This is a genomic window from Psychrobacter sp. CX21, from assembly GCF_057396255.1.
Genome location: NZ_JBXYJG010000007.1, coordinates 25,942 through 48,536 on the forward strand (window position 1 = coordinate 25,942; position 22,595 = coordinate 48,536).

21 protein-coding genes are annotated in these 22,595 nt (G+C 40.2%); 11 read left to right on the plus strand and 10 right to left on the minus strand.

The features are described from left to right. Positions 1 to 218 precede the first annotated feature (218 nt). Both AC2SLP_RS05645 and AC2SLP_RS05650 read left to right on the plus strand, forming a co-directional pair. Positions 219 to 665 (plus strand): OsmC family protein, encoded by a 447-nt coding sequence (locus tag AC2SLP_RS05645; protein WP_486535667.1) that lies wholly within the window; start codon positions 219 to 221, stop codon positions 663 to 665. A gap of 290 nt (positions 666 to 955) precedes the next feature. Then, positions 956 to 1,381 carry an MAPEG family protein gene (locus AC2SLP_RS05650; protein WP_486535669.1) on the plus strand — a complete coding sequence of 142 codons (426 nt, stop codon included), beginning with the start codon at positions 956 to 958 and terminating at the stop codon, positions 1,379 to 1,381. A gap of 56 nt (positions 1,382 to 1,437) precedes the next feature. Here AC2SLP_RS05650 and AC2SLP_RS05655 read toward each other — a convergent pair whose 3' ends face one another. The 6 genes from AC2SLP_RS05655 to hisI form a co-directional block, all read right to left on the minus strand. Further along, positions 1,438 to 2,436: a tRNA dihydrouridine synthase gene (locus AC2SLP_RS05655; protein WP_486535670.1), complete on the minus strand. Its 999-nt coding sequence runs from the start codon at positions 2,434 to 2,436 to the stop codon at positions 1,438 to 1,440. Between the two features lie 180 nt (positions 2,437 to 2,616). Further along, a complete protein-coding gene (locus AC2SLP_RS05660; protein ID WP_486535671.1) occupies positions 2,617 to 4,128 on the minus strand; it encodes a UvrD-helicase domain-containing protein in 1,512 nt (503 codons plus the stop codon). Between the two features lie 370 nt (positions 4,129 to 4,498). Beyond that, positions 4,499 to 5,218 (minus strand): twin-arginine translocase subunit TatC, encoded by a 720-nt coding sequence (gene tatC / locus AC2SLP_RS05665; RefSeq protein ID WP_486535779.1) that lies wholly within the window; start codon positions 5,216 to 5,218, stop codon positions 4,499 to 4,501. A gap of 149 nt (positions 5,219 to 5,367) precedes the next feature. Then, entirely contained in the window at positions 5,368 to 6,138 is a 771-nt protein-coding gene (gene tatB / locus AC2SLP_RS05670) for a Sec-independent protein translocase protein TatB (RefSeq protein WP_486535673.1), read from the minus strand. A 52-nt stretch (positions 6,139 to 6,190) separates the two neighbouring features. Further along, positions 6,191 to 6,454 (minus strand): twin-arginine translocase TatA/TatE family subunit, encoded by a 264-nt coding sequence (tatA, locus tag AC2SLP_RS05675; protein WP_486535674.1) that lies wholly within the window; start codon positions 6,452 to 6,454, stop codon positions 6,191 to 6,193. A gap of 328 nt (positions 6,455 to 6,782) precedes the next feature. Then, positions 6,783 to 7,799 (minus strand): phosphoribosyl-AMP cyclohydrolase, encoded by a 1,017-nt coding sequence (gene hisI, locus AC2SLP_RS05680; RefSeq protein WP_486535676.1) that lies wholly within the window; start codon positions 7,797 to 7,799, stop codon positions 6,783 to 6,785. Positions 7,800 to 8,490: 691 nt separating this feature from the next. Here hisI and rpmI point away from each other — a divergent pair. From rpmI to AC2SLP_RS05705, 5 genes are all read left to right on the plus strand, one after another. After that, positions 8,491 to 8,688, plus strand: a complete 198-nt coding sequence (rpmI, locus tag AC2SLP_RS05685; protein WP_486535677.1) for a 50S ribosomal protein L35 — start codon at positions 8,491 to 8,493, stop codon at positions 8,686 to 8,688. A gap of 95 nt (positions 8,689 to 8,783) precedes the next feature. Continuing rightward, entirely contained in the window at positions 8,784 to 9,140 is a 357-nt protein-coding gene (gene rplT, locus AC2SLP_RS05690) for a 50S ribosomal protein L20 (protein ID WP_007394884.1), read from the plus strand. Between the two features lie 329 nt (positions 9,141 to 9,469). Then, positions 9,470 to 10,573, plus strand: a complete 1,104-nt coding sequence (gene pheS, locus AC2SLP_RS05695; protein WP_486535678.1) for a phenylalanine--tRNA ligase subunit alpha — start codon at positions 9,470 to 9,472, stop codon at positions 10,571 to 10,573. Between the two features lie 50 nt (positions 10,574 to 10,623). Further along, complete coding sequence (gene pheT, locus AC2SLP_RS05700; protein WP_486535679.1) at positions 10,624 to 13,035, plus strand: phenylalanine--tRNA ligase subunit beta; 2,412 nt, start codon at positions 10,624 to 10,626, stop codon at positions 13,033 to 13,035. 132 nt (positions 13,036 to 13,167) lie between these two features. Beyond that, positions 13,168 to 13,467 carry an integration host factor subunit alpha gene (locus AC2SLP_RS05705; protein ID WP_486535680.1) on the plus strand — a complete coding sequence of 100 codons (300 nt, stop codon included), beginning with the start codon at positions 13,168 to 13,170 and terminating at the stop codon, positions 13,465 to 13,467. A gap of 237 nt (positions 13,468 to 13,704) precedes the next feature. Here the strand turns inward: AC2SLP_RS05705 and AC2SLP_RS05710 are convergent, their stop codons facing one another. Next, positions 13,705 to 14,085, minus strand: a complete 381-nt coding sequence (locus tag AC2SLP_RS05710; protein ID WP_486535682.1) for a hypothetical protein — start codon at positions 14,083 to 14,085, stop codon at positions 13,705 to 13,707. Positions 14,086 to 14,611: 526 nt separating this feature from the next. On the opposite strand from AC2SLP_RS05710, the gene ypfJ reads away from it, so the two are divergent. Further along, entirely contained in the window at positions 14,612 to 15,493 is an 882-nt protein-coding gene (gene ypfJ / locus AC2SLP_RS05715; protein ID WP_486535683.1) for a KPN_02809 family neutral zinc metallopeptidase, read from the plus strand. Positions 15,494 to 15,597: 104 nt separating this feature from the next. Here ypfJ and rho read toward each other — a convergent pair whose 3' ends face one another. After that, positions 15,598 to 16,866: a transcription termination factor Rho gene (gene rho, locus AC2SLP_RS05720; protein ID WP_486535780.1), complete on the minus strand. Its 1,269-nt coding sequence runs from the start codon at positions 16,864 to 16,866 to the stop codon at positions 15,598 to 15,600. 1,137 nt (positions 16,867 to 18,003) lie between these two features. Next, on the minus strand, positions 18,004 to 18,330 hold the full coding sequence (trxA, locus tag AC2SLP_RS05725) for a thioredoxin (protein ID WP_486535685.1): 327 nt from the start codon (positions 18,328 to 18,330) through the stop codon (positions 18,004 to 18,006). A gap of 394 nt (positions 18,331 to 18,724) precedes the next feature. Here trxA and AC2SLP_RS05730 point away from each other — a divergent pair, with 394 nt between their 5' ends. From AC2SLP_RS05730 to AC2SLP_RS05740, 3 genes are all read left to right on the plus strand, one after another. Beyond that, positions 18,725 to 19,438, plus strand: a complete 714-nt coding sequence (locus AC2SLP_RS05730; RefSeq protein WP_486535686.1) for an RluA family pseudouridine synthase — start codon at positions 18,725 to 18,727, stop codon at positions 19,436 to 19,438. A 196-nt stretch (positions 19,439 to 19,634) separates the two neighbouring features. Next, on the plus strand, positions 19,635 to 20,738 hold the full coding sequence (locus tag AC2SLP_RS05735; protein ID WP_486535687.1) for an MBL fold metallo-hydrolase: 1,104 nt from the start codon (positions 19,635 to 19,637) through the stop codon (positions 20,736 to 20,738). After that, the gene (locus AC2SLP_RS05740; protein ID WP_486535688.1) at positions 20,717 to 21,535 is read left to right on the plus strand and encodes an SDR family NAD(P)-dependent oxidoreductase; all 819 of its coding nucleotides are present in this window, start codon (positions 20,717 to 20,719) and stop codon (positions 21,533 to 21,535) included. The genes AC2SLP_RS05735 and AC2SLP_RS05740 overlap by 22 nt, the downstream gene beginning before the upstream one ends. 197 nt (positions 21,536 to 21,732) lie before the next feature. Here AC2SLP_RS05740 and AC2SLP_RS05745 read toward each other — a convergent pair whose 3' ends face one another. Beyond that, a complete protein-coding gene (locus AC2SLP_RS05745; RefSeq protein ID WP_486535689.1) occupies positions 21,733 to 22,344 on the minus strand; it encodes a nitroreductase family protein in 612 nt (203 codons plus the stop codon). Positions 22,345 to 22,595: the final 251 nt, after the last annotated feature.

Here is a 22,595-nt window from a genome sequence, read left to right on the forward strand (position 1 = left end):
TACTTGCGCTCGGTTGCCTTGTAACCATTTTAGACTTCTTCGACTCTATTTAAGCTGGATTATCTTGTTTTGATTGTCTTATTCGATTTGCAGATTTTTTATAATAAGGCATAACAAAACTAAAAGACTTTTAAAGTTAATAGGTGTCTAACGGCTGCGCGTTTACTAAATATACTTGTTTAATTACTCTGACCAATTACGCTAACTAGGAATATTCTATGAATAACGACACTCCCAATCTTGAGCCAAAACAAATGCCATTACAAGGTGAGGTGACGTGGCAACAAGATAGACATTTTATTGGTACAGCGCCCTCAGGCAAACGCGTTAATATTGATGCCAATAAAGTTGAGGGCGCCAGTCCAATGGAGCTTATACTGTTGGGTTTGGGAGGCTGTGCAAGCTACGATGTGGTTGGTATATTAGAAAAAAGTCGCCAAAACATCAATGATGTGCGCTGCGAATTATCAGCAGTACGTGCAGATTCAGTGCCTGCGGTATATACTGATATTCATTTACATTTTATCGTTACAGGCAGCGACATCAAAGACAAACAAGTTGCCAAAGCAGTTGAGCTATCCGCAGAAAAATACTGTTCAGCAAGTAAAATGTTAGCCGCTGGAGGCGTGCATATAACTCACAGTTATGACGTTATAAACGGATAAGATAGAGTATTAAATTAAGCGCATAACAATGCCTATAGCATAGTCAGCGTCTCTTAAATCCGGTTGTCTTAAATATGGACGCATAAACTATCGAATAGAGGTCAGCATAATGACCCTTGTTTATAAAGAGCACAATGTCATAGTTGACCTATAAGCTTTATTATTAAATACGTATATAGCGATTAATCTTTGGCTAAAGATGAGTGTGCTTAACAGTTTGATCAGTACCCGCTAGGCAAGACAAGTAAAGCTGGACAACAAGTGAAGCTAGACAAGTAAAAGGAAAACACATGAGCTGGTTATTTACATTAATACCGAATTCTCCAAGTACCGCAATTTGGTCGATGATCATCGCCAGTGTGTTGCCTCTGCTATTTGCCATCATCGCTAAGGCATTGGGTGGATTTAGTTTTAAAGACAACGCTCATCCCCGGGCACGGCTTAATCAGTATGAGGGGCATGCAGCACGCGCTAATGCAGCACAGCAAAATAGCTTTGAGAGTTTGCCTATATTTTTGGCAGCGGTGATAGTGTCGATGCTATTTTTTGTGCCGCAAATGGTGATTAATTATTTGGCAGTATTGTATGTATCGCTAAGGGTGTTTTACGGCATCGCTTATATTATAAACTTACCAACGCTTCGCTCTATTCTTTGGGGATTATCGATGGTGTGCTGTATTATGTTGTTTTATCTTTCGATAAGAATGGCGACTTAAATGTTGTCGATAAGAGATGATGGGTGGCTGATTATTTAAGCCTGAATTTATAAAGCCTAATTTTGTTGTTTTAGTAATTCAATAATCACTTGCTTTTCACGAATACGTTTGATTTTCTCCCATAAGGTTCTCGCTTCAGTGTAGCCTTTACTAAGCATACCTAGCCACTGTTTATATCGTCCAACCAATACGGTATCATTCTTAGCATCACCATTTAAAAATTCAATCTGATACGCTATCAGACTCTGCCACGCCAAATCGCGTTGCATACCATCTACTTGAGCGATCAAATCTGGTCGAGTCACTGCGCCACGACCTAACATAAGGTGTTCGGTATTGGATTTGTCTATACAGCTCTGAGCCTGTTCACGATTCCAAATTTCACCATTAGCAATAACTGGAATAGGAAGCTGAGTAAAGCGCTCAATTTTATCCCAGTACGCTGGCGGTTTGTATCCTTGCGTTTTGGTGCGGGCGTGTATCGTTAGCCAGTCTGCACCGCTATCTGCAATCGCACTTCTTATAGAGTCCATATTATCCGTATCGGTATAACCGAGTCGTATCTTTGCCGAAACTGGAATATTATTAGGTACTTTGTCTCGCACTGCGGCAATGATATCACGCATTAACGCAGGCTCTTCAAGTAGTACACTACCGCCGCGGTGATTGTTGACCGTCTTGGCAGGGCAACCAAAATTCAAATCAATAGCGGGTGCGCCCAGATCACATACAGCTAGCGCATTTTCACCCATCAGCTCAGGCTCGCTACCAAGTAGCTGTACATGAATAGGGGTACCACTTTGAGTTTTACTGTCCGTTTTGAGTTCTGGAACAAAGCGATAAAAAACATGGTTAGGCAATACATGCTGCGTGACTCGAATAAACTCACTCACTGACCAATCATAAGGACGCCCTAAATCACTGGCGATTTGGGTTAATATTTGTCGCATTAACGGGTCAGTAAGCCCCTCCATAGGCGCAAGTAAGCGTACAGGGGCTGCAAAAAAATGCTGAGCAAAACTAGGGTTGGTAAGAGACTGATTAAAAAAGGACATAGAATTACATAAAGGTACAGGTAGATAATGGGATAATAGTAAGGGTATCTAACTTACTGATATTTAAACTATTGATGATTTTAGCAATGAACTATTATCTATTGATACAGGTGCTTTTAAAACCACGCTGTCTGAAAACAAATGGATTGCTTGAAGGCCAACTTGAAGGCCAATTGAAATTTAAGACCCATAAATAACTTTTTTACCCGATTTAAGCCCTGATATTAAATTGCTAATATTATGGATATCGAGGTTACTTTGCGCTCTTGTACAAGCCACATATAATAAGCGTAATTCTTCAGGACTTACTTTGATGCCATTAGTGGTCACATCATAATAGAAGTCATCATCGAGCTGAACACTATCCCACTCAAGACCTTTGGCTTTATGAGCGGTAGAGATGACATAGTCTGCATCTCGAACATGCGTCAAGCTGTTTACGGCTTTGGTGAGTACATCGGTACCATGATCGTCAATAAGCTTTACTAAGGTTTTAAGATCACTCCCTTCATTCGTTTCAGCATAATCTTGCACATCGCCCCAGTTATAAAAATAAGCCAGCTCGGGAACACCGTATGCAGATTTTCCTGCCTTTAGGCTTTCAGCTGCTTTACAAAATTTAAGCATTCTATCAGAGTCAGCTTGCAAGGCGACTTTATGACCATTTTTGAGCCCAGTGAGCAATTGTGCCATGGCTGACGCATTGGTACGACACAATATGGCGTCTTTTTTACCTTTAATACCCAGCTTTTTGGTCGTGGATTGTTTATTCGGGTTTCCTTTTAGCGGCACCTCTTCTTGTAGCGCTTTTAAAATCAAGTTTGCAACGTCTGCAATATCTTCACCAAAGCGAAATGATTGGGTCAATAGAGTTTGCGGTAAGGGTAGTTTTTTCATGGCGTTCACCGCCCCGCGCCATTCATAAATTTGTTGGTGCGCGTCACCCACATAGATAACTTGACGGGGCTGCTGCGTCAATATCCCCATCATCAAAGGGTCTGCGTCCTGTGCTTCATCAAATAAGATAAAGTCAGCGGGTATAGCAGGCTTGGAAAGTGCCCACATTTTTAAATAAATATCATGCCCTATACCTGCAGGGTGGCGGGAATCAATCGATTGCAACCAGCGCTTTTCAACAGCAGGGTAGAGAATCTCACGTAGCTGCTCTTCATCAGATTCATTTACCCAACTTGGAAACTGTAAATGTCTTGGCGCAGGGTAGCTTGCGTGTGTACTACAAAAATAGCTGACCGCATCACTGACAAATCGAGCTTGACGCGCAGGTGTTAACTGGACGTAATTGGTTTTTCCTTCAACTTGACGACGCACTTGGATGACTCTTAGACCTAAATCATCCCCCAAACGTTTTGGAGAAAAGCGGGGGAGGGATAATTTTGCAGTAATATCACGGGGGACATGACGGTAAGCAAGGGAGTGAAAAGTACGGCAATCCACATGACTGGGAAATTTTTGTTTGGCTTCGGTCGCAATGCCTTTGTTAAAGGCAAGATATAAACCGCGACCTCGCAACCGCTCACCAATAAGCTTAAGGGTGGTGGTTTTACCTGCACCAGCGTAAGCCACAACTTTGAACGACTTGCCATCCATTGCCATATTCAAAGCGGCCAATTGCTCATCTGTTGGGTCGCTCATATAAGCTGGCATTTGGTTTGACTGAACGTTTGCAAGCATGGTGTTCCTGTTGATTAATTAGGGAGTACATAGGGCGGTATAGCGTGCGTTTACGTCAAAACTCGAAGGTATTGAGCCAGTTAAACGATCCGCCAAACGGTCGACTATTATAGCAGACTATGTGTTTAAAGACTGCTCATTACAGCCAATATGGACTGTTCGAATTAGGAGACATCACGATGGTAAACATGAAGGGGCTTACAAGGTATGTGAGTCAAAAAAGAGTACCTGTCTCGAATAAGGAGTCTGTCTCGAAAATTGAATTTTTAATATATTTTTACGGGCGGATGTGCTTTGAATAAGAGGCTTCCTATGTTTAAGATATTTAAAGTCCACTGAGTCTTAAGTTCGATGATTTTAAGTTCGATGATTAAATTCGATGCTTTCTTTTTTCTTTAACCAACACTTTCGCCATTAGCAGACCAAATTCGAATAACAAAATCATAGGTAGCGCGAGCAAAAACATAGACAGTACATCAGGTGGAGACAATACGCCCGATGCAGCAAAACAGCCGACAATGACGTAACGACGCTGATTAGATAAGGTAGCAACCGACACCACGCCTGTCAGCACTAAAATTAGCACCACCACAGGAATCTCAAAAGTGAGACCAAACAGCATGAGCATCTTAGTGACAAAGGTCAAATAGCTTTCAATATCTGTCATAGGAATGACGTTTGAGGGGGCAAATTTAATCAAAAAGCTTAGCGCGCGGCGTAAAACAATAAAGTAGGCGAAAGCAACCCCCGTATAAAACAGTCCAATAGAGGAGAGCAAAACAGGTACCGCAATGCGCTTTTCATGCTTATATAAGCCAGGGGCGATAAAGGACCAGATTTGATACAAAATAAAGGGTATGGCAATAAATATCGAAACCAATAACGTCAGACGAATAGGGGCGGTAAAGTTTGCGACAGGGTCAATCGCAATCATAGTGGACGTGGATGATAATATCTCAACCAAGGGTTCAGAGACAAAATCGTATAACTGTCTGGAAAATCCAACCAGTCCTAAAAACACAATACCGATGACGGCCATAATCTTAATAAGATGTGCTCTAAGCTCCACTAAATGCTCAGTGAGCGGCATATCCGTTAATGATTCGGTTTCGCTCGTCTGCTCACCGTGATGGTTATGTGTATCGTAACTTTCCGGGCGTGACTGATTGTCTATAGCTGGCTGACTGGGCTCATACGATACTTTCACGTCTTGCGCTTTGGTTTTTTTATCCATCGAACTCATGAATCCACCTCATGGCTCGAAAGTGGCATCGCAGATTTCGTCCCAGATAGCGTATGAGATATCGTTTGTGAGGTATTAGAAGCAGCATTCGTGTCTGTCTGATATAGCAAAGCGTCTGCTTTATGATTTGGCAAAAATGGCGCTGGCGGCCATCTCTTTTTTCGGTCGTAATCGCCTAATAAGAACCACATGTTTTCCCATGGTCGCGTCATTTCCAGCGCTGCTTCAACATCTGAGGGTTCATACGACCCATAGCTATAATCAGTTTCGGGAGGATGTAGAGTACTGTTGTCGCCGGTACGTTCAGTATCAGTCACTGATCCGATTTTAGATGTGGTCTCAGAACCGGTTTTAGATTTAGTATTAGATCCGATATCAGAGTCAATATTAGCGCTCATATCAGAGCGAATGCCAGAACGAATGTCAGAGTCAGAACCCGCTATTGTGCCCGCTGCTTGCGCCGTGGCTTTTAGTTGTGAGTTCTGCTGCTGCTCAAATTCGCGCATATTACCACGCATTTGAGCCATTTCTTTTTGCATTTCAGCTTCTGCTTTTTTGATTTTAGCAAGCTCAGCTTCCATCTGTTGGCGTGTTTCAGCCAAATCAAGTTCAGCTTCCATTTCAGCTTTTAACGTGCCTACCGTTCGGCGAAACTTAGCATAGTAAGTGCCTATGGTGCGAACCGCTTGAGGTAATTTTTCAGGGCCGAGTACAATGAGTGCAATGATACCAAGCACCATAAACTCATAAAAACTAAAATCAAACATAACCGCTTATTTTCCTATCACTGCATAAAAGCTAGGGTTAAATAAAACTCAATTAGGCTTGATAATCATCTGTTTTAACTTTTACATCATCGGCTCTGACACCGGCGTCGACTTTATTATTAGCATTATTAGCATTGCTATCGTGATCAATGATCTTATGATTATTAAGATGCGCTTCATCTTCGTCTTTCACGGCATCTTTAAAGCCTTTGACCGCCCCGCCTAAATCTTTACCAGCGTTCTTAAGTTTCGCGGTACCAAAAATAAGAATGGCAATACCAAGAATGATCAACAACTGCATTGGAGATAAGCTCATAGTCTTGTCCTTTTATTTAATCAGCCCTCCATATGGAAGGTTTATTACCCTATGATACCTAATTATCTGTATGACTAGGTACTATTAAAGTTAAACTATAGTCAGAGACGTACTAGACGATTACGGCGTCAGCCTTGCTAAGCATATATAAGTAGTACTTGCGCTCGGTTGCCTTGTAACCATTTTAGACTTCTTTGACTATAAAGTGCGGCAAACCTTACTGTTTCGCTGCGTTAAACTATTTAGAGTCTAGTTACCCTAGGCGTATTAAACTGATATGTTCTAAACTAATTTGTTCTAAAGCTTGCTAGTGCGTTTTAGTTTAGGTTTACTGAGTGCGGCTATTTTTTTCATCAATACCAGATATACCAAAGCGCCGTGCTAATTCTTCCAAAATACGATTTGAGTCGATATCAAACCATGCCAAAGTCACTAAGGTATGAAACCAAACATCGGCAATTTCGTAAACTAAGTCTTGTTCTAGTGCCGGCTTGTCTGTGCCTTTTTCATTTAATAAACCGCTGTCAACTAATAAGCCACTATCCTGTAATTTATTATCTTTAAGATTATCATGATGCGTAATCTTTAAGGACTGGTTGGCCATATTTAAATCTTTTGCTGCGATGATGGTTTCAACCGCTTCTTCGCCCACTTTCTCTAAGATTTTATTTATGCCTTTGGCATATAAACTTGCCACATAAGAAGAATCTGCGTCTGCTTGTTTGCGTTCAGCCAAGATTTGGTCTAGATGACTAAGAATTGAGGCATGATCAATGTTTTGGCGTAAATGGTCACGAACGTTATGAGTCGAGGCCTCATTCATTAACGCATCGGGCATGACGCCGAAAGGTTGTTTGCTTGTGCTGGCAGCATCGTTCTCGTCCCCATGCTTATCATTTTGGTTCTTATGGCCATAAATCTCATTTGGGTCTTTTAAAACAGGGGCGTCTATTAGCCAATCGGGCGCATGAGAGGACAAGTCTAGTTTACGATAAAAGCAAGATTTGCGTCCTGTATGGCAGGCTATATCACCTATCTGTGTTACTTTAAGAATAATGACATCAGCATCACAGTCTAAATAAATATCATGCACACGCTGCGTATGTCCTGAGGTTTCCCCCTTGTGCCAAAGTTTAGCGCGCGAGCGAGAATAATACACCGCAGTTTTGGTCTTAGCCGTAAGCGCTAAAGCATCACGGTTCATCCAGGCCATCATAAGGATGTCATTAGTAACATAGTCCTGTGCAATAGCAGGCACTAACCCAGCTGAATTAAAGCTAACCGCGTCGAGCCATGATGAGTTTTTATCATAGGTATCCACAGGTTGAGGGGCAGTATTAGACATAAAGTATTCTCTAATAGATCAGGTTTTAGTTATCATTTTTTAACGAGCCTAGGGCGTGTCTTCAATTGGATTATGTGGCTAAAAATTAGATAGATTTTTGTCAATCAAGGATAGTTTCGCAGATAATATACATATATTAACTTGAAATTAGACACAGTTTAGCGAAGTTATAGTCATTTTTAGCCCATAAATTATAAAGCTTCAAATGAAGACACGCCCTAGTATATAGGTTTATAAGCATTTCATCACTATAGAGATTGCGTTTTATAAAAAGCTTTTGATGAGGTGACATGACTATATAAGCAACAACTTATAAATCAGTAATTCAATAAAAAGCATAGGGCAGTTTATATAACTGTATATATACCTGTTCATAAGAGGCAAATAGTATTGGTTAATATATTGTTTTCTGATACAATACGCGTTTCCCACCTCAAGGCAGTGTTATTTAAGGTCTATTTGCTCTAATTTTATATAGCAAAACGCTATAAAAATAGCTTAAAAGACGCCCTATATACACTGACGAACAGGTTTTCCCTTCGCTGTTATAGGTCGGTGTTTAAATAGATTAAAAGGATATAATATTATGTTAATCCTTGATGAGAGATATTAATAAAGTCATATTCATTGGCTCATATTAATAAACCTATTTTGATAAACTGACATTAACAACAAAGAATAAGAGGTTCTTATGAAAGTTAAAATGAAAACTAAAAGTGGTGCTGCTAAGCGTTTTAAGAAAACTGCTAATGGCATCAAGCGTAAGCAAGCGTTCAAACGTCACATTCTGACCAAAAAGTCTCCTAAACGTATCCGCCAATTACGTGGTACTAAGATGGTACACGCTGCTGATGTAGCTGCGGTTCGCCGTATGTGTCCTTATTTATAAACCCATTTAATTCAACGATCTTATATTAGTCATTATTAATTTATACCTTATTGATCTATGTAAGTTCTGGCAAAAAATATTATTAGGAGTATCTTATGGCCCGTGTAAAACGTGGTGTTCAAGCAAACCGTCGTCACAAAAAAATCTTAAAGCGCGCTAAAGGTTATTATGGCGCTCGTTCAAGAGTTTATCGTGTCGCTGTACAAGCAGTTACTAAAGCTGGTCAATATGCATATCGTGATCGCCGTAACAAAAAACGTACTTTCCGTCGTCTTTGGATTGCACGTATTAATGCTGGTGCACGCTTAAATGGTTTAAGCTATAGCCGTTTTATTAATGGCTTGAAAAAAGCAAACATCGAAATCGATCGTCGTGTATTAGCCGATATCGCTATGCATGATGCTGCTGCTTTCACAGCACTAACCGAAAAAGCAAAAGCAGCTTTAGCTTAATTAGCATTTTATAGATAGTAATTAAACTATTGTTGTTTTCGTATTGAAAGAAGCCATCGTATCGATGGCTTTTTTCGTTTGATTTGCTTACAATTAAGCACGTGGTTCAATACAGATAATTAAAACGACATTCAGCAATACTATTATGCGCCACACCCTGCATGCATTAATATAATTCTTTATTCACTAAAGATAGCTTATACAACTGATACAACACAATACGACTGATACAACAAAAGACGCTCATCACATTAGACGTTCATATTGTTGTTTTCACATCCAATAATTTTAAAAGAATGACCTTAGCTAATAATTCTGAGAACGCTTACATGACTCAACCTGACAGCACAACAAACCAAGACTCTAATCCGGCCTCTGAACCAACACGCAGTTTGACTGATCTTATAAACGATTTACCACGTTTAAGCGATGTCTTAAATGAATTAAATGAAGACGACCTACAGCATTATGCGAACGCTGCACAAACAGCTGTTGAGCAGATTGTAACCAGTTCAGACTTACAACAAATGCGTGTCAATTTAACGGGTAAGAAAAGTGCGCTTACCGGTTGGTCAAAGCAAATGGGTAAGCTTGATGCCGAGCGTAAAAAAGTAGTCGGTGGCTGGCTACATCAAGTACGTACCAAAATTAATGATGCGCTCAATATGCAGCAGCAAGCCCTTGAAAAGGTAGCATTAGAAGCTAAACTAAATGCTGAGCGTATCGATATCACCCTACCTGCACGCGGTCAGCAAAACGCCCAATTGCATCCTGTAACGATGACAGCCCAGCGTATGCAGCAGTTCTTTATGCAAGCAGGCTTTAATGTCGCCACAGGCCCAGAGGTAGAGAGTGATTATTATAATTTTGAAGCGTTAAATATCCCCTCGCATCATCCTGCGCGCGCCATGCACGATACTTTTTATTTTGATGCACACTATCTACTGCGTACACATACCAGCCCTGTGCAAATTCGTACTATGGAGCAAGGTGAGCCGCCTATCCGTATTATCTGTCCGGGCCGCGTATATCGCTGCGACTCAGACCAAACCCATTCTCCTATGTTCCACCAGCTTGAGGGATTGATGGTGACTGAGCATACGACATTTGCTGAACTAAAAGGTCTAATAAATGAATTTTTGGAAGCCTTTTTTGGTAAGCAGTTAACGGTTCGTTTCCGCCCCTCTTTTTTCCCGTTTACAGAGCCCTCTGCCGAAGTCGATATATTAGATGACAATGGTAAATGGCTTGAGGTAATGGGGTGCGGCATGGTGCATCCAAAAGTTTTGACTAATTGCGGTATAGATAGCGACAAATACACAGGGTTTGCATTTGGTATGGGAATTGAGCGCTTTGCAATGTTGTATTACGGCATCGATGATTTACGTCTATTTTTCCAAAACGATGTCCGCTTCTTACGCCAGTTTGGCTAAGCGTATCTTTTAAAATATATAATAAAACTGAAAATTCTTTCGAGTATTCTATGAAAATTAGTGAACAATGGTTACGTCAGTGGGTAAATCCTAATAACAACACCCAGCAGTTGGCTGACCAACTGACTATGGCTGGCTTAGAAGTTGATGCAATTGAATCCGTAGCGGCTGATTTTAGCGGCGTTGTAGTCGGTGAGGTCATATCGGTTGAGCCGCACCCCGATGCTGACAAATTGCGTGTTACTCAGGTAAATATTGATACAAATGAGCCTTTACAAATTGTCTGCGGTGCATCAAACGTTAAAGTGGGGATGCGCGTACCTGTTGCAACGATAGGCGCTAAATTGCCCACCGAAGATGGCAAAGGGTTCAAAATTAAAAAAAGCAAACTACGCGGCGTGGAGTCCCAAGGTATGCTATGCGGCGCCTCCGAAATTGATTTGCCTGATGTGGTTGATGGTTTGCTTGAATTAGCAGAGGATGCGCCCATTGGTGAAGATATTCGTCAGTATCTTGGGTTAGACAATCAGATTTTAGACATCTCTATCACCCCAAATCGCGGGGATTGTTTTAGCGTACGCGGTATTGCGCGTGAGATAGGCGTCATTAATAATTTAGCTGTAAATGGGCCTGAGGTAACTGCATCGGTGTCCACTACTAACGTCAGCCAAGCGGTTAATGTTACTGCTACCGATGCCTGTCCTCGCTATCTTGCGCAACCTGTTCATAATATTGATCGCAGTGTAGATACCCCAGAATGGATGCAAAATGCTTTATTACAAAGCGGTCATCGTACGCATAACTTTTTGGTAGATGTTACTAATTATGTGTTGCTAGAACTGGGTCAACCGTTACATGCTTTTGACGCTGATAAAATTGTCGGTGACATCACGGTACGATTGGCGACGAAAGAAGAAACGGTTGAGCTGCTAAATGAGCAGACGGTTACACTAAAAGGTGATGAGCTTGTTATCGCTGATGATAAAGGTATTCTTGCGCTCGCTGGTATTATGGGCGGTAAGCGTAGCAGTGTCACTGATATAACAACTAATATTGTGATAGAAAGTGCGTTCTTCTCACCTCTTACTATCGCAGGTCGTGCGCGCCGGTTTGGGCTACATACCGATGCCTCCCAGCGATTTGAGCGTGGGGTAGATTTTGAGCTACCTTTACACGCTCTGAATCGCGCTGTGAATATTATTACCACGGTTGCAAATGCTCAGGCAGGCAATATCACTACCGCTGAGCACGTAGATAAGCTACCAAAACGTACCGCTGTCATGCTACCGTTGAGTAAAGTTAAAGATGTCATTGGTATAGATATACCAAAAGATCGAATCATCGAGATCCTAAAAGCTTTAGATATCAACGTCGAACAATCCGAACAAGCTGACGGTGCAGTGCTGCATTGTATGCCGCCAAGCCACCGTTTTGATATAGAAATTAAAGAAGACTTAATCGAAGAGATTGCACGTATTTATGGCTATGATAATATTCCAAGCGTCTTACCTAAGCTTAGGGTAGATATGCGCTATGATGATACGGCTGACTTAACGCATCGATTGAAACTTAAGATGGTTGATGCAGGCTATATGGAAGCAATCAGCTTTAGTTTTAGTGATGAAAAAATTGAGCACATACTCGACGATTCTAGATTAGGTAATGTATTGGCATTAGCCAATCCAATTTCGTCTGATCTGGCCGTCATGCGCCGTACATTATTATCAAGTCTTCTACCTTGTGTGCAGTATAATTTAAACCGTCAGCAGACCCGAGTACGTTTTTTTGAAACGGGGTTAAGTTTTGTGGGTGCAACTATAGATGAGTTGGTGCAAACCACAAGTATGGCGATAATAGCCACAGGTGATGTTTACCCCGATCAAGCGCATAATAATCGGGAGATGGACTTTTTTGATCTCAAAAATGATGTTGAGCAGCTGTTGCCAAGCACAATTGATGAGTCAAGAGTAAGCTATCAGCGTAGCGAAATGGCTTTTTTACATCCTGGACAAAGTGCTGAGATATTTATAGATCAGAAGCGTATTGGTTGGTTTGGTCAGCTACATCCAAATACCGCGCAGGCATTTGATCTACCAACAACATGGGTAGCACAGTTAGCGCTGACACCGATTTTAGAATTAGCACGTGAAACCAATAGTATCCAAAGTCCTTCAAAATTCCCTCAAGTACGACGAGATATTGCGTTGTTAGTCGATGCAGATATTCCGCGTCAACAGCTATCCCAAACCATACGTGAAGCAGGTGGTGCGCTACTACAGCAACATTGGTTATTTGATGTCTATCAGGGTGAGCACACGCCAGAAGGTAAGCGCTCAGTTGCTTTTGGTCTAGTTTGGCAAGATTATGCGCAAACTCTATCTGATGAGGTGGTAAATAAAGCCATGCAAAACGTTGTGACAGCGCTTCAGGACGAGCACGGTGCACAATTAAGAGACAGTTAGACTTGTCTTTTAATTAATTTAGTGATTAGTTATACTAAAGTTTATGGCAGGAAGCTATAAACTTATTGCTTAAAAAAATAATCTAATTTAAACTTAAAAATTAATGATTTAAACGAAAAGGAAGACGTAGTCATGACACTGACAAAAGCAGATATTATTGAGCATTTGATGGATAAGTTTGGATTCACTAGACAGCAAGGGCGAATGCTGGTTGATTCATTTTTTGATGAGATATACGATAATTTGATAAACGGTAAAGATGTCAAGTTATCAGGGTTTGGCAACTTTATTTTAAAAGATAAAAAGAGCCGACCTGGTAGAAACCCTAAGACTGGTGAAGAGGTCGAAATTTGCGCGCGTCGTGTGGTTACGTTTAAAGCTGGACAAAAATTACGCCGTCAAGTAGATGAAAAGCAGTTGGTTGCTGAGTAATTAGATTGGAATCCAATAAACACTTTAATGATTTATTAAATGAACAATTAATTGAGCATCAAGCCGATTGTTTGAAGCCCAGTTGTTATAAAACCTATGTACTAGAAACCCAATGCATAGAAATAAAGCACCAAAAAAAAGAGAGCCTTTAGGCTCTCTTTTTTATTGACTGCTATAGAATATCTAGTTGTTATATAAAATTATCATTTAATAAACAACTAAATATTCAGATATAGCTTATTCAGCAACAACTGTTTCTTCTTCAACAACAACTTCGTCAGTTAGAGTAACATCATCAGCAGCGTCCATAGCATTGTTGACAGCAGCATCAGTTTCACCAGCAGCAATGTTGTTAGACTCTTCAATAGCTTCTACATCACCAGCGGCCGCGGCAGCTTCTGCTTCAGCAGCAGCAGCTTCAGCGTCTGCTAATTCAGCTTGTTCTGTAGTAACTGCTACGCCTTCAGCAGCAGCTTCATTTAGCTCTTCTTGAGCATCATTGAGCTCTTCTTGTGCGTCGTTGATATCTTCAACAGCGTTTTCTTTAGCGCTATCACAAGCAGTTAAACCCATTGTAGCAGCCATAAGACCTGATAGTGCAAGTGCTTTAAGTTTCATAATTAATCTCCAAAAAAGTGAAATATTACTAACGGCATTAATCATTGCAGATAATTTATATTAACCTAGATATAGTAATATAGCTTACTAATTAACTGTTAATATGAACAATGAATTATGTAGCGTCAGTATTCGTGGGCGATTATACAACACAGATATTACAAGTTAAAGTAAATGTTGTTAAACTTTAAATTTAGATACAATTCTTAACGAAATTTTTAAATCTACTGTAAATAAAGGTTTAAAAGCTGAATTTAGTTGAGAATTTGAATTTATTATTAAATTTATCTTAAAGCCTATGATGATTTTATCATAAGTGTATTGATAGTAGATTTTCAGTTAAGCATGTTATATAAGATTATAGATAATAAACAACTATAGATAATTGCATTAAACTTAAATATCATAGTCAATAATTTTCAAATACAATAATGTAAAATAAAAATCATGTAACCAAAAAGTTGCGAAAACATTGAGTCACAAGATCAAAATCTTAAATTGAAAACTTATAAAAAAGGTAAACCTTATGAAATGGCGCGGTAGAAGAGGTAGCTCAAATGTCAGAATGAGTGGTGGCAAGGCCGCAGGTGGCGGAATTTTCGGCATTATTATTGGCTTAGTACTATGGTTAGTGTTTGGTGTGAATCCAATGACGGCATTTCAAACAGGCCAATCAGTAACTGGTGGGGGAGGATCGACAGCGACGCAGCCCTTAGATGATGATAGCCGAGACGCACAATTTGTCTCTGTGGTACTGGCGGATACTGAAGCGGTATGGAATCAAATCTTCCAAGAGTTAGGTGGTACCTATCGTGAACCGCAACTGGTTCTGTTCAATGGTACCGTTACTTCAGCCTGTGGCGGTGCTACCGCAGCAACTGGTCCCTTTTATTGTCCTGCCGATCAAAAGGTATATTTAGACACCTCATTTTTTGCTGAAATGCGCCAAAACTTAGGTATTGCAGGCGATCAGCAAGGCTCTGGTGATGCTGAAAACCAAGGTAAAGCAGGAGATTTTGCACAAGCGTACGTTATTGCACACGAAGTCGGTCACCACGTACAAACATTAATGGGAACCTCTCAGAAGATAAATGAAGCAAGACGTCAACTTAGTCAGGCTCAAGGTAATGAATTGTCAGTTCGCCAAGAGTTACAAGCCGATTGCTACGCCGGTGTTTGGGCAAACCGAAATCAGCAGCGCGTTCAGTTTTTAGAAGAGGGTGATATTGATGAGGCGTTACATGCTGCCAGTCAAATCGGCGACGATCGCTTAGCGCAATCAAGCGGACGAGCCGCAGTACCTGATAATTTCACGCATGGTACCAGTCAACAGCGGGTAAACTGGTTTACGCGAGGACTTGAAACTGGCGACGTGCGAAACTGTGATACCTTTTCAGGCGCTATTTAAACAGTCTTCTTTTAATAGTGCTTCAAATCTAAAAAAGCCTGCTAACGCTTAAGTTAGCAGGCTTTAATTTATTTAACGGACATCAAACATGTTAACAAAAGGGGTTAGTTCTGTGATTTACGCTTCATCTGTTCAAAGAAGTCATCATTTGTTTTGGCTTCTTTCAAACGATCTAGTAAGAACTCCGTGGCTTGGACACCATCCATAGGCTGAAGAAGTTTGCGCAGAATCCAAACTTTACGCAGTGTGTCCTCATCAATCAAACGCTCTTCGCGGCGTGTACCAGACTTCTTAATATTAATAGCTGGGAAGACACGTTTTTCTGCAAGATCGCGTTCAAGTGTAATCTCTTGGTTACCCGTTCCTTTGAATTCTTCAAAGATAACGCTATCCATTTTACTGCCAGTATCAATCAACGCCGTCGAAATAATAGTTAAACTGCCGCCTTCCTCGATATTTCGAGCAGCACCAAAGAAGCGTTTTGGCTGTGCCAAAGCATTGGCATCTACACCACCTGATAATACTTTACCTGAGGACGGTACTACCGTGTTATAAGCACGTGCTAAACGCGTGATTGAATCTAATAAAATCACCACATCTTGCTTGTGCTCAACCAATCGCTTGGCTTTTTCAATAACCATTTCAGCAACTTGAACATGGCGCTGTGGCGGCTCATCAAAGGTAGAAGCAACCACTTCGCCGCGTATGGTACGCTGCATTTCGGTCACTTCTTCTGGGCGCTCATCAATGAGCAATACGATCAAATAACATTCAGGATTATTGCGGGTAATAGATTGAGCGATGGTTTGCAATAAAACCGTTTTACCAGCTTTTGGCGGTGCAACGATAATAGAACGCTGACCTTTACCAATAGGGGCAATAAGGTCAATCACACGACCCGTTAAATCCTCGGATGTGCCATTACCCATCTCAAGCTTTAGCTGTTCGGTTGGGAATAAAGGCGTTAAGTTTTCAAAAATAAGTTTATGGCGTGAGCGGTCTGGTGTATCAAAGTTGATTTCGCCTACTTTTAATAGCGCAAAATAACGCTCTGAGTCTTTTGGTGGACGGATAGTACCAGCAATAGAGTCACCAGTTTTTAAGCTAAAACGGCGAATTTGACTTGGACTCACATAAATGTCGTCGGGTCCTGCTAAATAGGACCCCTCAGAAGATCGCAAAAAACCAAATCCATCGGGAAGAACTTCGAGGACACCATCTCCATAGATGGCCTCACCGTTTTTTGCATGTTTTTTTAATATAGCAAAGATAATATCTTGCTTACGGCTACGGGCAAGGTTATCGAGGCCCATTTCTTTTGCAATTTTTAGCAGTTCTGAAACGGAATTCTTTTTTAGTTCAGTCAGGTTCATAGAGGTTTCGTTTGATGGTTGTGTATTTTTTGAGGGTCTTTGAGTCATAGTCAGCTACTAGGCATATGTCATCATTAAAAAGTGAGTACGATAGTTGTTATCGTTACACAGGCAGAGTCGAGACCAATAAATAAATGGTAGGCATATTATTGTTGTGTTTATATCGCATTAAAGCATGTCACATCGAAGCATTTTCTTTTGCAAGATTGTTACCCTGTTTCATCAGATAGGTTATCTAAAAGTCAGACAGTGGCACCGCTTAATAAGACTACCAGCTCAAGTTAAGTAATTTAGACTAAGGGTTACTTTAGACTAAGCGTTTTAGATAAAGTGTTTCAGACTAAGGTTATTGAGCTAAGAATAGGTTTAAATCCTTAAAGATACTATTTTAATAAACAGGTATCCCGAGCTTATCGTTTAAATAGTTATACTTTATCTGATACAGATGGGATATAAGATCATGCAAGAATAAGAGAACAGAATTATATTGTCATCTTCTTAATTAGGCCACTGAGTTAACACTACGAGCTTATTATAAATACAACCAAAGAACGATGGTCTATAGTTTATAAAGACAGCTGGTTTGATAGTAGGGTTATAATAATATATGGATTAATCAAAGAAGTATGCAACTAAACAGGTATTGATAAAAAGAGCAATAATGCAATAGATATAAAATTGATACTTGCAAAGTGATAGTAACTGACAATAGATATTCTCTAGGACTCAAACTATACGGTGTTTGGTTATAAGATGTCAATGTTTTTATTGGGTAGAAGCTGATTTTTACTCACTTTTTATAATAATTTTAAGCTTTTTTGCATGTCATACTTAATATCGTTTATTGAAGTGACAAATAAGTCCTTATATGCTTCGAATATATTAAATACTGATTGTTCAACAGGTACTAGCATTTAATAGGGATAATATAAGGTAATAACCGCTATTTAATTAAAAAAAGTGCAAAAATAAAAGCGATGATCGTCTGATCATCACTTATATTTGCTTGCTACTATGATTTAGCAAACCTAGCTCAATCTAAATTACACTACTTACATTACGCTACCTACATTAAAAGCATTTAATGTAGGCCTATTTAATCAAGACGAGCTACAATTAAGCAAGCTATATTAAGCGTTACAGATGCTTATCAAGTAAAGCAACCAAGTCGGCTTTAGGCTGTAGACCCATAACTGTATCTACTTTCTCGCCACCCTTAAAGACCATTAAAGTAGGGATACTACGAATACCGAAACGACTGGCGGTTTCTGGATTTTCATCCACATCAACTTTAACGATATTCACTTTACCGTCGTAGTCTTGAGCAATATCTTCTAGAATGGGTGCTATGGCTTTACATGGACCACACCATGCTGCCCAAAAGTCTACCAATACGGGTGCATCTGACTGAAGCACATCTTTATCAAAATTTGCATCGGTTGTATTTACGATTAAATCTGACATACATTAATCCTTATAAGTATTAAAAAATAGAATGCTAAGTGTAATAGGGGTTATAAAGCGCATGATTTAAAAAGCATTGAAGAAGATTTGTTTTTACATCATATTTTTACAATATAAATGCAAGTGCCACAAACTTACTAGTGACTAAAATAAAATCCATAAAATCAAAAATCTATCTAAATAACAGACACTATTTAACCCCTTTTAATTAATCTCATGACTGCTATTTTAGCATTAATTGAGTCCGCTTTTGTCTTAAGCCCGTTAAGTAAGGTTAATAATTGGTATCAGTTAGATTGATGGTATACTTAGACGTTTAAAGCTTTGGACAAGATAGAATTGATCTATAGCCCTTAACCTTTAATTCTTTAACATAAAAAATGCGTGACTTAACATGGTGATATCTATAGATAAAGTAAATCAGCTTAATAAAGAAGAGACGCAGTATGATGCTCAATTTTTTAAAAAGTTTATGACCCGCGTTACTGTGTATGAAGATGATGATATTTTGGTAGTGGATAAGCCCGCTGGTCTTTTAAGTATCGATGGTAAAGATTTAAAAGTTAGCTTGTTATCACGATTAGAACATGCCAATCCAGAAGTTAAGCTGATTCATCGCTTAGATATGGACACGTCTGGGCTGATGATTTTTGCTAAAAATAAACCAGCTCAAACGCATATTAGTAAACAGTTTATTGAGCGCATTCCACAAAAAGAGTACCAAGCAGTCGTCCAAGGTACATTAGCCACGCCCGGTAAAAGAGGTGAGATTAATATACCTGTACGTTATGAGCCTAGTATTAAACCAAAGCACGTTGCTGATCCAACTTGGAAAAAGCATGCGCTAACCCGTTACGAAGTGCTGCATCATGAGCTGCGACAAGGCGCGCCAGTGACTCGTGTTGCGTTGCACCCTATTACTGGGCGAAGTCATCAACTTCGAGTTCATATGCTGCATCTAGGTCATGTGATAATCGGCGATCCTATCTATGCAGAAGGCGAGGCACTTGCACTGTCACCCCGCCTTAATCTACATGCACATAAGCTGCGTCTAAAACACCCCATTATGAATACATGGATGGCGTGGGAGAGTCCTGTACCGTTTTAAGCTGCTATCATTGAGCTCTTTAATTAAGCGTTTGTACAGTATGCTCTTTACGGTCAACTTTTAAAAACCCTAGCGCTCATTAAAAAAGCTTTTATTGCAATGCGGCAGGTAGTATTTTATAGGTAAGAAGTATTATAAAGTTATTAATAAAATTATTAATAGCGTGTCAGGATGATCCATTTAATAAGGAGGTTACATGAGTATTATCCACCCTTTTCACCAGTTTAAATCCTCAAGAGATGCAGTTAAGCCATTAGAGCGTGTAGAAGAGGTGCGCGGTGCGGCACAAGACTTTCGTAAAGCCATGTTGTCAAATCCTAAAGTACAGTTTTACAAAACCTTTGAGCTGATTCGCGTGCCCTATCCTACAAAATACGCATATCTCAATGCGTTTGACTTACCGACTCCTTACTTACATATCTGTAATAAGCTATTTGTCATTCAATTTAACAGTAGCGAGGGTCTAAAAACATTATTAGTCAGTCCTTCTGACTGGGAAACTCAATCAGAGACGCCTTATTTTTATCATATGATACAAGATGCAGGTGTTTTTGCCCGTCCTGCTGAAAAGCTTATGGCACGCCCACGTCATACTGTGCTTAAAGCCATTGAGAAGTTGGGACTTGCGCCTGAGGATGTTGACTATATTACTTACGATCATTTGCATACGCAAAATATTACCCGCTGGCTTGGAGGAAAAGATTATTCTGCGATCTTCCCTAATGCCAAGCTTCTGGTAATGCGAGAGGAGTGGGAAAGTACACAGGCATTATTACCATGGCAAAGCCAGTGGTACTGCCCAGAGGGCATAACTGGGGTGGATGCAAGCCGAGTGGTGCAGTTAGATGGTGATGTGTTACTTGGCGATGGTTCGGTTGCGCTTATGCGCACCAAAGGCCATACAGAAGGCAATCACTCGATTGTCGCACACACCGATCAAGGCCTGCTTGTGACCTCAGAAAATGGGGTTAGTATGGATTCGTATGCGCCGCAGCACTCCAAAATTAAGGGGCTAGCACGTTATGCTAGAACCACTGGCGCTGAGGTGGTACTAAACGGTAATACGCTGGAATTTGGGGTAGACCAATATTTATCCATGATTCAAGAAAAGACAGTAGCAGGGCCTTATCCAAAGGATGAGCGCTTTTATAATATGGCGCTTTCTTCTGAGTCGGCAGGTTATTATCTCTTTCCAGGAACTGCACCAACCACGCGTATGGGCAATTTAGAATTCGGTACATTTGTTCCTAAAACCAAACCAACCAAAAGAGGTGGCTTATGGCGCAAACTTATATCGTAACTGGGGCGGCATCAGGTATTGGACTTGCATTATGCCAACAGCTACTGGATAAAGGTCATAATGTATGTGCCTGTGATATTAATCATACGGTGCTACAAACTCGGTATGCCCAAGAAGAGTATGCCTCATCCATTGAAGCCGAGCGCCTCATACTGCACATGCTTGATGTCAGTAAGCCTGATGACTGGCAAGCTATGGTAGATAAAGTATTAGCCCAGTGGCAAACCATTGACGTATTATGTAACGTTGCTGGCGTTTTACAAGACAACTGGATAACCGATATTGTGGTTCCAGATGATGTTGATTTACATTTTGATATCAATGTCAAAGGTACGATATATGGCACTCAAAGTGTGATACCTGCCATGCGTAATCAAGGAGGTGGGCACATTATAAATGTCGCGTCGCTCGCCGCACTTTCACCAGTACCAGGCTTGTCTTTATATAGCGCCAGTAAGTATGCCGTACGTGCTTATTCATTAGCCGCTGGCATGGAGCTTAAGCAATATGGTATTGCTGTAACCACACTGTGCCCAGATGCAGTACAGACCCCCATGCTTGATCAGCAAAAAGACAAGGCGCAAGCGGCTTTAACATTTTCAGGTAATCGCACACTTACTGTCGAGGAAATCGTTGAGACTATTTTAGACACCATACTGCCTAAGCGGCCACTTGAAATCGTCATGCCCGCAAGCCGCGGTGTTGTGGCGAAAGTTGCCAATATTTTTCCGCAAACAACAGGTAACTTTATTGCCTTGTTTCAAAAGCAAGGCGCTAAACGTCAGGCTAAAGGGTAAGGTGTTTTTATAATTATCTCCAACAATCGGACATCTCTTATATTAAATTTCTTATTCATTAGTATTAATAAATAGTGATGCGTTTAATACCGATTAAATAAACAATATTTGGCCGCAAAAAAAGCAGCTCTACTTAGAGCTGCTTTTTTAATTTAGTACTAGAACTTGATTAGGTTTGGTACTAATAATCAGTTAAATTATTTACCAAATACTTTTAAACGAGTTTCAAGTGGTTTGAATTCTTTGTCGCCTGCTGGCTGTTCAATGCCACCAAATACCATTTGTGCGATAAGTTTCCAGTTAGAATCTACATTCCAAGTTTTAGCAACTTCATCGTCGATCACTGGGTTATAATGCTGTAGGTTGGCGCCGATATTTAAGCTTGCTAATGCTGTCCAGATAACGTATTGATGCATAGCACTGGTATGCTCAGACCAAACTGGGAAACGATCCGCGTATAGCTCAAAGTTTTCTTGTAACTCTTTAACTACTTCTTGATCTTCAAAGAATAGTACAGTACCTGCACCCGCTCTAAAGCCATCAATTTTCTGCTTAGTGCTTTCAAATTTCTCATCATCATTGACAATACCGCGAAGCGTGTCTTCAGTGATTTGCCATAGTTTATTATGATCTTCACCAAATAATACGATTAGACGAGTAGATTGTGAGTTAAAGGCTGAAGGGGTGTGCAAGATCGCGTGTTCTACTAATTTTACGATCTCCTCTTTATCTACGGGCAATTGATCGTTTAAGGCATATATAGAACGGCGTGCTTCAGCAAGCTTATGAAAAGTTTGTAAATCTGACATTATAATTCTCCGTTTATTATTTTGATTTAAATTATTAAGTTTAAAAGCTAATTCAAGTTAAAAACTACTTTAAGTTTAAAATAGCTTTTGGTTTAAAAACTGATTATGTTGAAAGTATCACGTCCAAATTTAGTAGCGGTATAAATCAAATAAGCTGCTCTATATTTAAGACTGTGAGAGTACGACTGCCAGCTTAAACTTAGGCTGCGTCTTATAATTGTATAACTATAAGACATTGCTATGAAACTGCT

What these genes read in the sequence shown, in the direction of transcription:
- AC2SLP_RS05730 (WP_486535686.1), top strand. Translation starts at nt 18,725, where the DNA reads ATGGTGATATCTATAGATAAAGTAAATCAGCTTAATAAAGAAGAGACG.
- AC2SLP_RS05655 (WP_486535670.1), bottom strand. Translation starts at nt 2,436, where the DNA reads ATGTCCTTTTTTAATCAGTCTCTTACCAACCCTAGTTTTGCTCAGCAT.
- rpmI (WP_486535677.1), top strand. Translation starts at nt 8,491, where the DNA reads ATGAAAGTTAAAATGAAAACTAAAAGTGGTGCTGCTAAGCGTTTTAAG.
- AC2SLP_RS05660 (WP_486535671.1), bottom strand. Translation starts at nt 4,128, where the DNA reads ATGCTTGCAAACGTTCAGTCAAACCAAATGCCAGCTTATATGAGCGAC.
- AC2SLP_RS05735 (WP_486535687.1), top strand. Translation starts at nt 19,635, where the DNA reads ATGAGTATTATCCACCCTTTTCACCAGTTTAAATCCTCAAGAGATGCA.
- ypfJ (WP_486535683.1), top strand. Translation starts at nt 14,612, where the DNA reads ATGAAATGGCGCGGTAGAAGAGGTAGCTCAAATGTCAGAATGAGTGGT.
- AC2SLP_RS05705 (WP_486535680.1), top strand. Translation starts at nt 13,168, where the DNA reads ATGACACTGACAAAAGCAGATATTATTGAGCATTTGATGGATAAGTTT.
- trxA (WP_486535685.1), bottom strand. Translation starts at nt 18,330, where the DNA reads ATGTCAGATTTAATCGTAAATACAACCGATGCAAATTTTGATAAAGAT.
- rho (WP_486535780.1), bottom strand. Translation starts at nt 16,866, where the DNA reads ATGAACCTGACTGAACTAAAAAAGAATTCCGTTTCAGAACTGCTAAAA.
- tatC (WP_486535779.1), bottom strand. Translation starts at nt 5,218, where the DNA reads ATGCCGCTCACTGAGCATTTAGTGGAGCTTAGAGCACATCTTATTAAG.
- AC2SLP_RS05645 (WP_486535667.1), top strand. Translation starts at nt 219, where the DNA reads ATGAATAACGACACTCCCAATCTTGAGCCAAAACAAATGCCATTACAA.
- AC2SLP_RS05740 (WP_486535688.1), top strand. Translation starts at nt 20,717, where the DNA reads ATGGCGCAAACTTATATCGTAACTGGGGCGGCATCAGGTATTGGACTT.
- AC2SLP_RS05710 (WP_486535682.1), bottom strand. Translation starts at nt 14,085, where the DNA reads ATGAAACTTAAAGCACTTGCACTATCAGGTCTTATGGCTGCTACAATG.
- AC2SLP_RS05745 (WP_486535689.1), bottom strand. Translation starts at nt 22,344, where the DNA reads ATGTCAGATTTACAAACTTTTCATAAGCTTGCTGAAGCACGCCGTTCT.
- tatB (WP_486535673.1), bottom strand. Translation starts at nt 6,138, where the DNA reads ATGTTTGATTTTAGTTTTTATGAGTTTATGGTGCTTGGTATCATTGCA.
- tatA (WP_486535674.1), bottom strand. Translation starts at nt 6,454, where the DNA reads ATGAGCTTATCTCCAATGCAGTTGTTGATCATTCTTGGTATTGCCATT.
- rplT (WP_007394884.1), top strand. Translation starts at nt 8,784, where the DNA reads ATGGCCCGTGTAAAACGTGGTGTTCAAGCAAACCGTCGTCACAAAAAA.
- hisI (WP_486535676.1), bottom strand. Translation starts at nt 7,799, where the DNA reads ATGTCTAATACTGCCCCTCAACCTGTGGATACCTATGATAAAAACTCA.
- pheT (WP_486535679.1), top strand. Translation starts at nt 10,624, where the DNA reads ATGAAAATTAGTGAACAATGGTTACGTCAGTGGGTAAATCCTAATAAC.
- pheS (WP_486535678.1), top strand. Translation starts at nt 9,470, where the DNA reads ATGACTCAACCTGACAGCACAACAAACCAAGACTCTAATCCGGCCTCT.
- AC2SLP_RS05650 (WP_486535669.1), top strand. Translation starts at nt 956, where the DNA reads ATGAGCTGGTTATTTACATTAATACCGAATTCTCCAAGTACCGCAATT.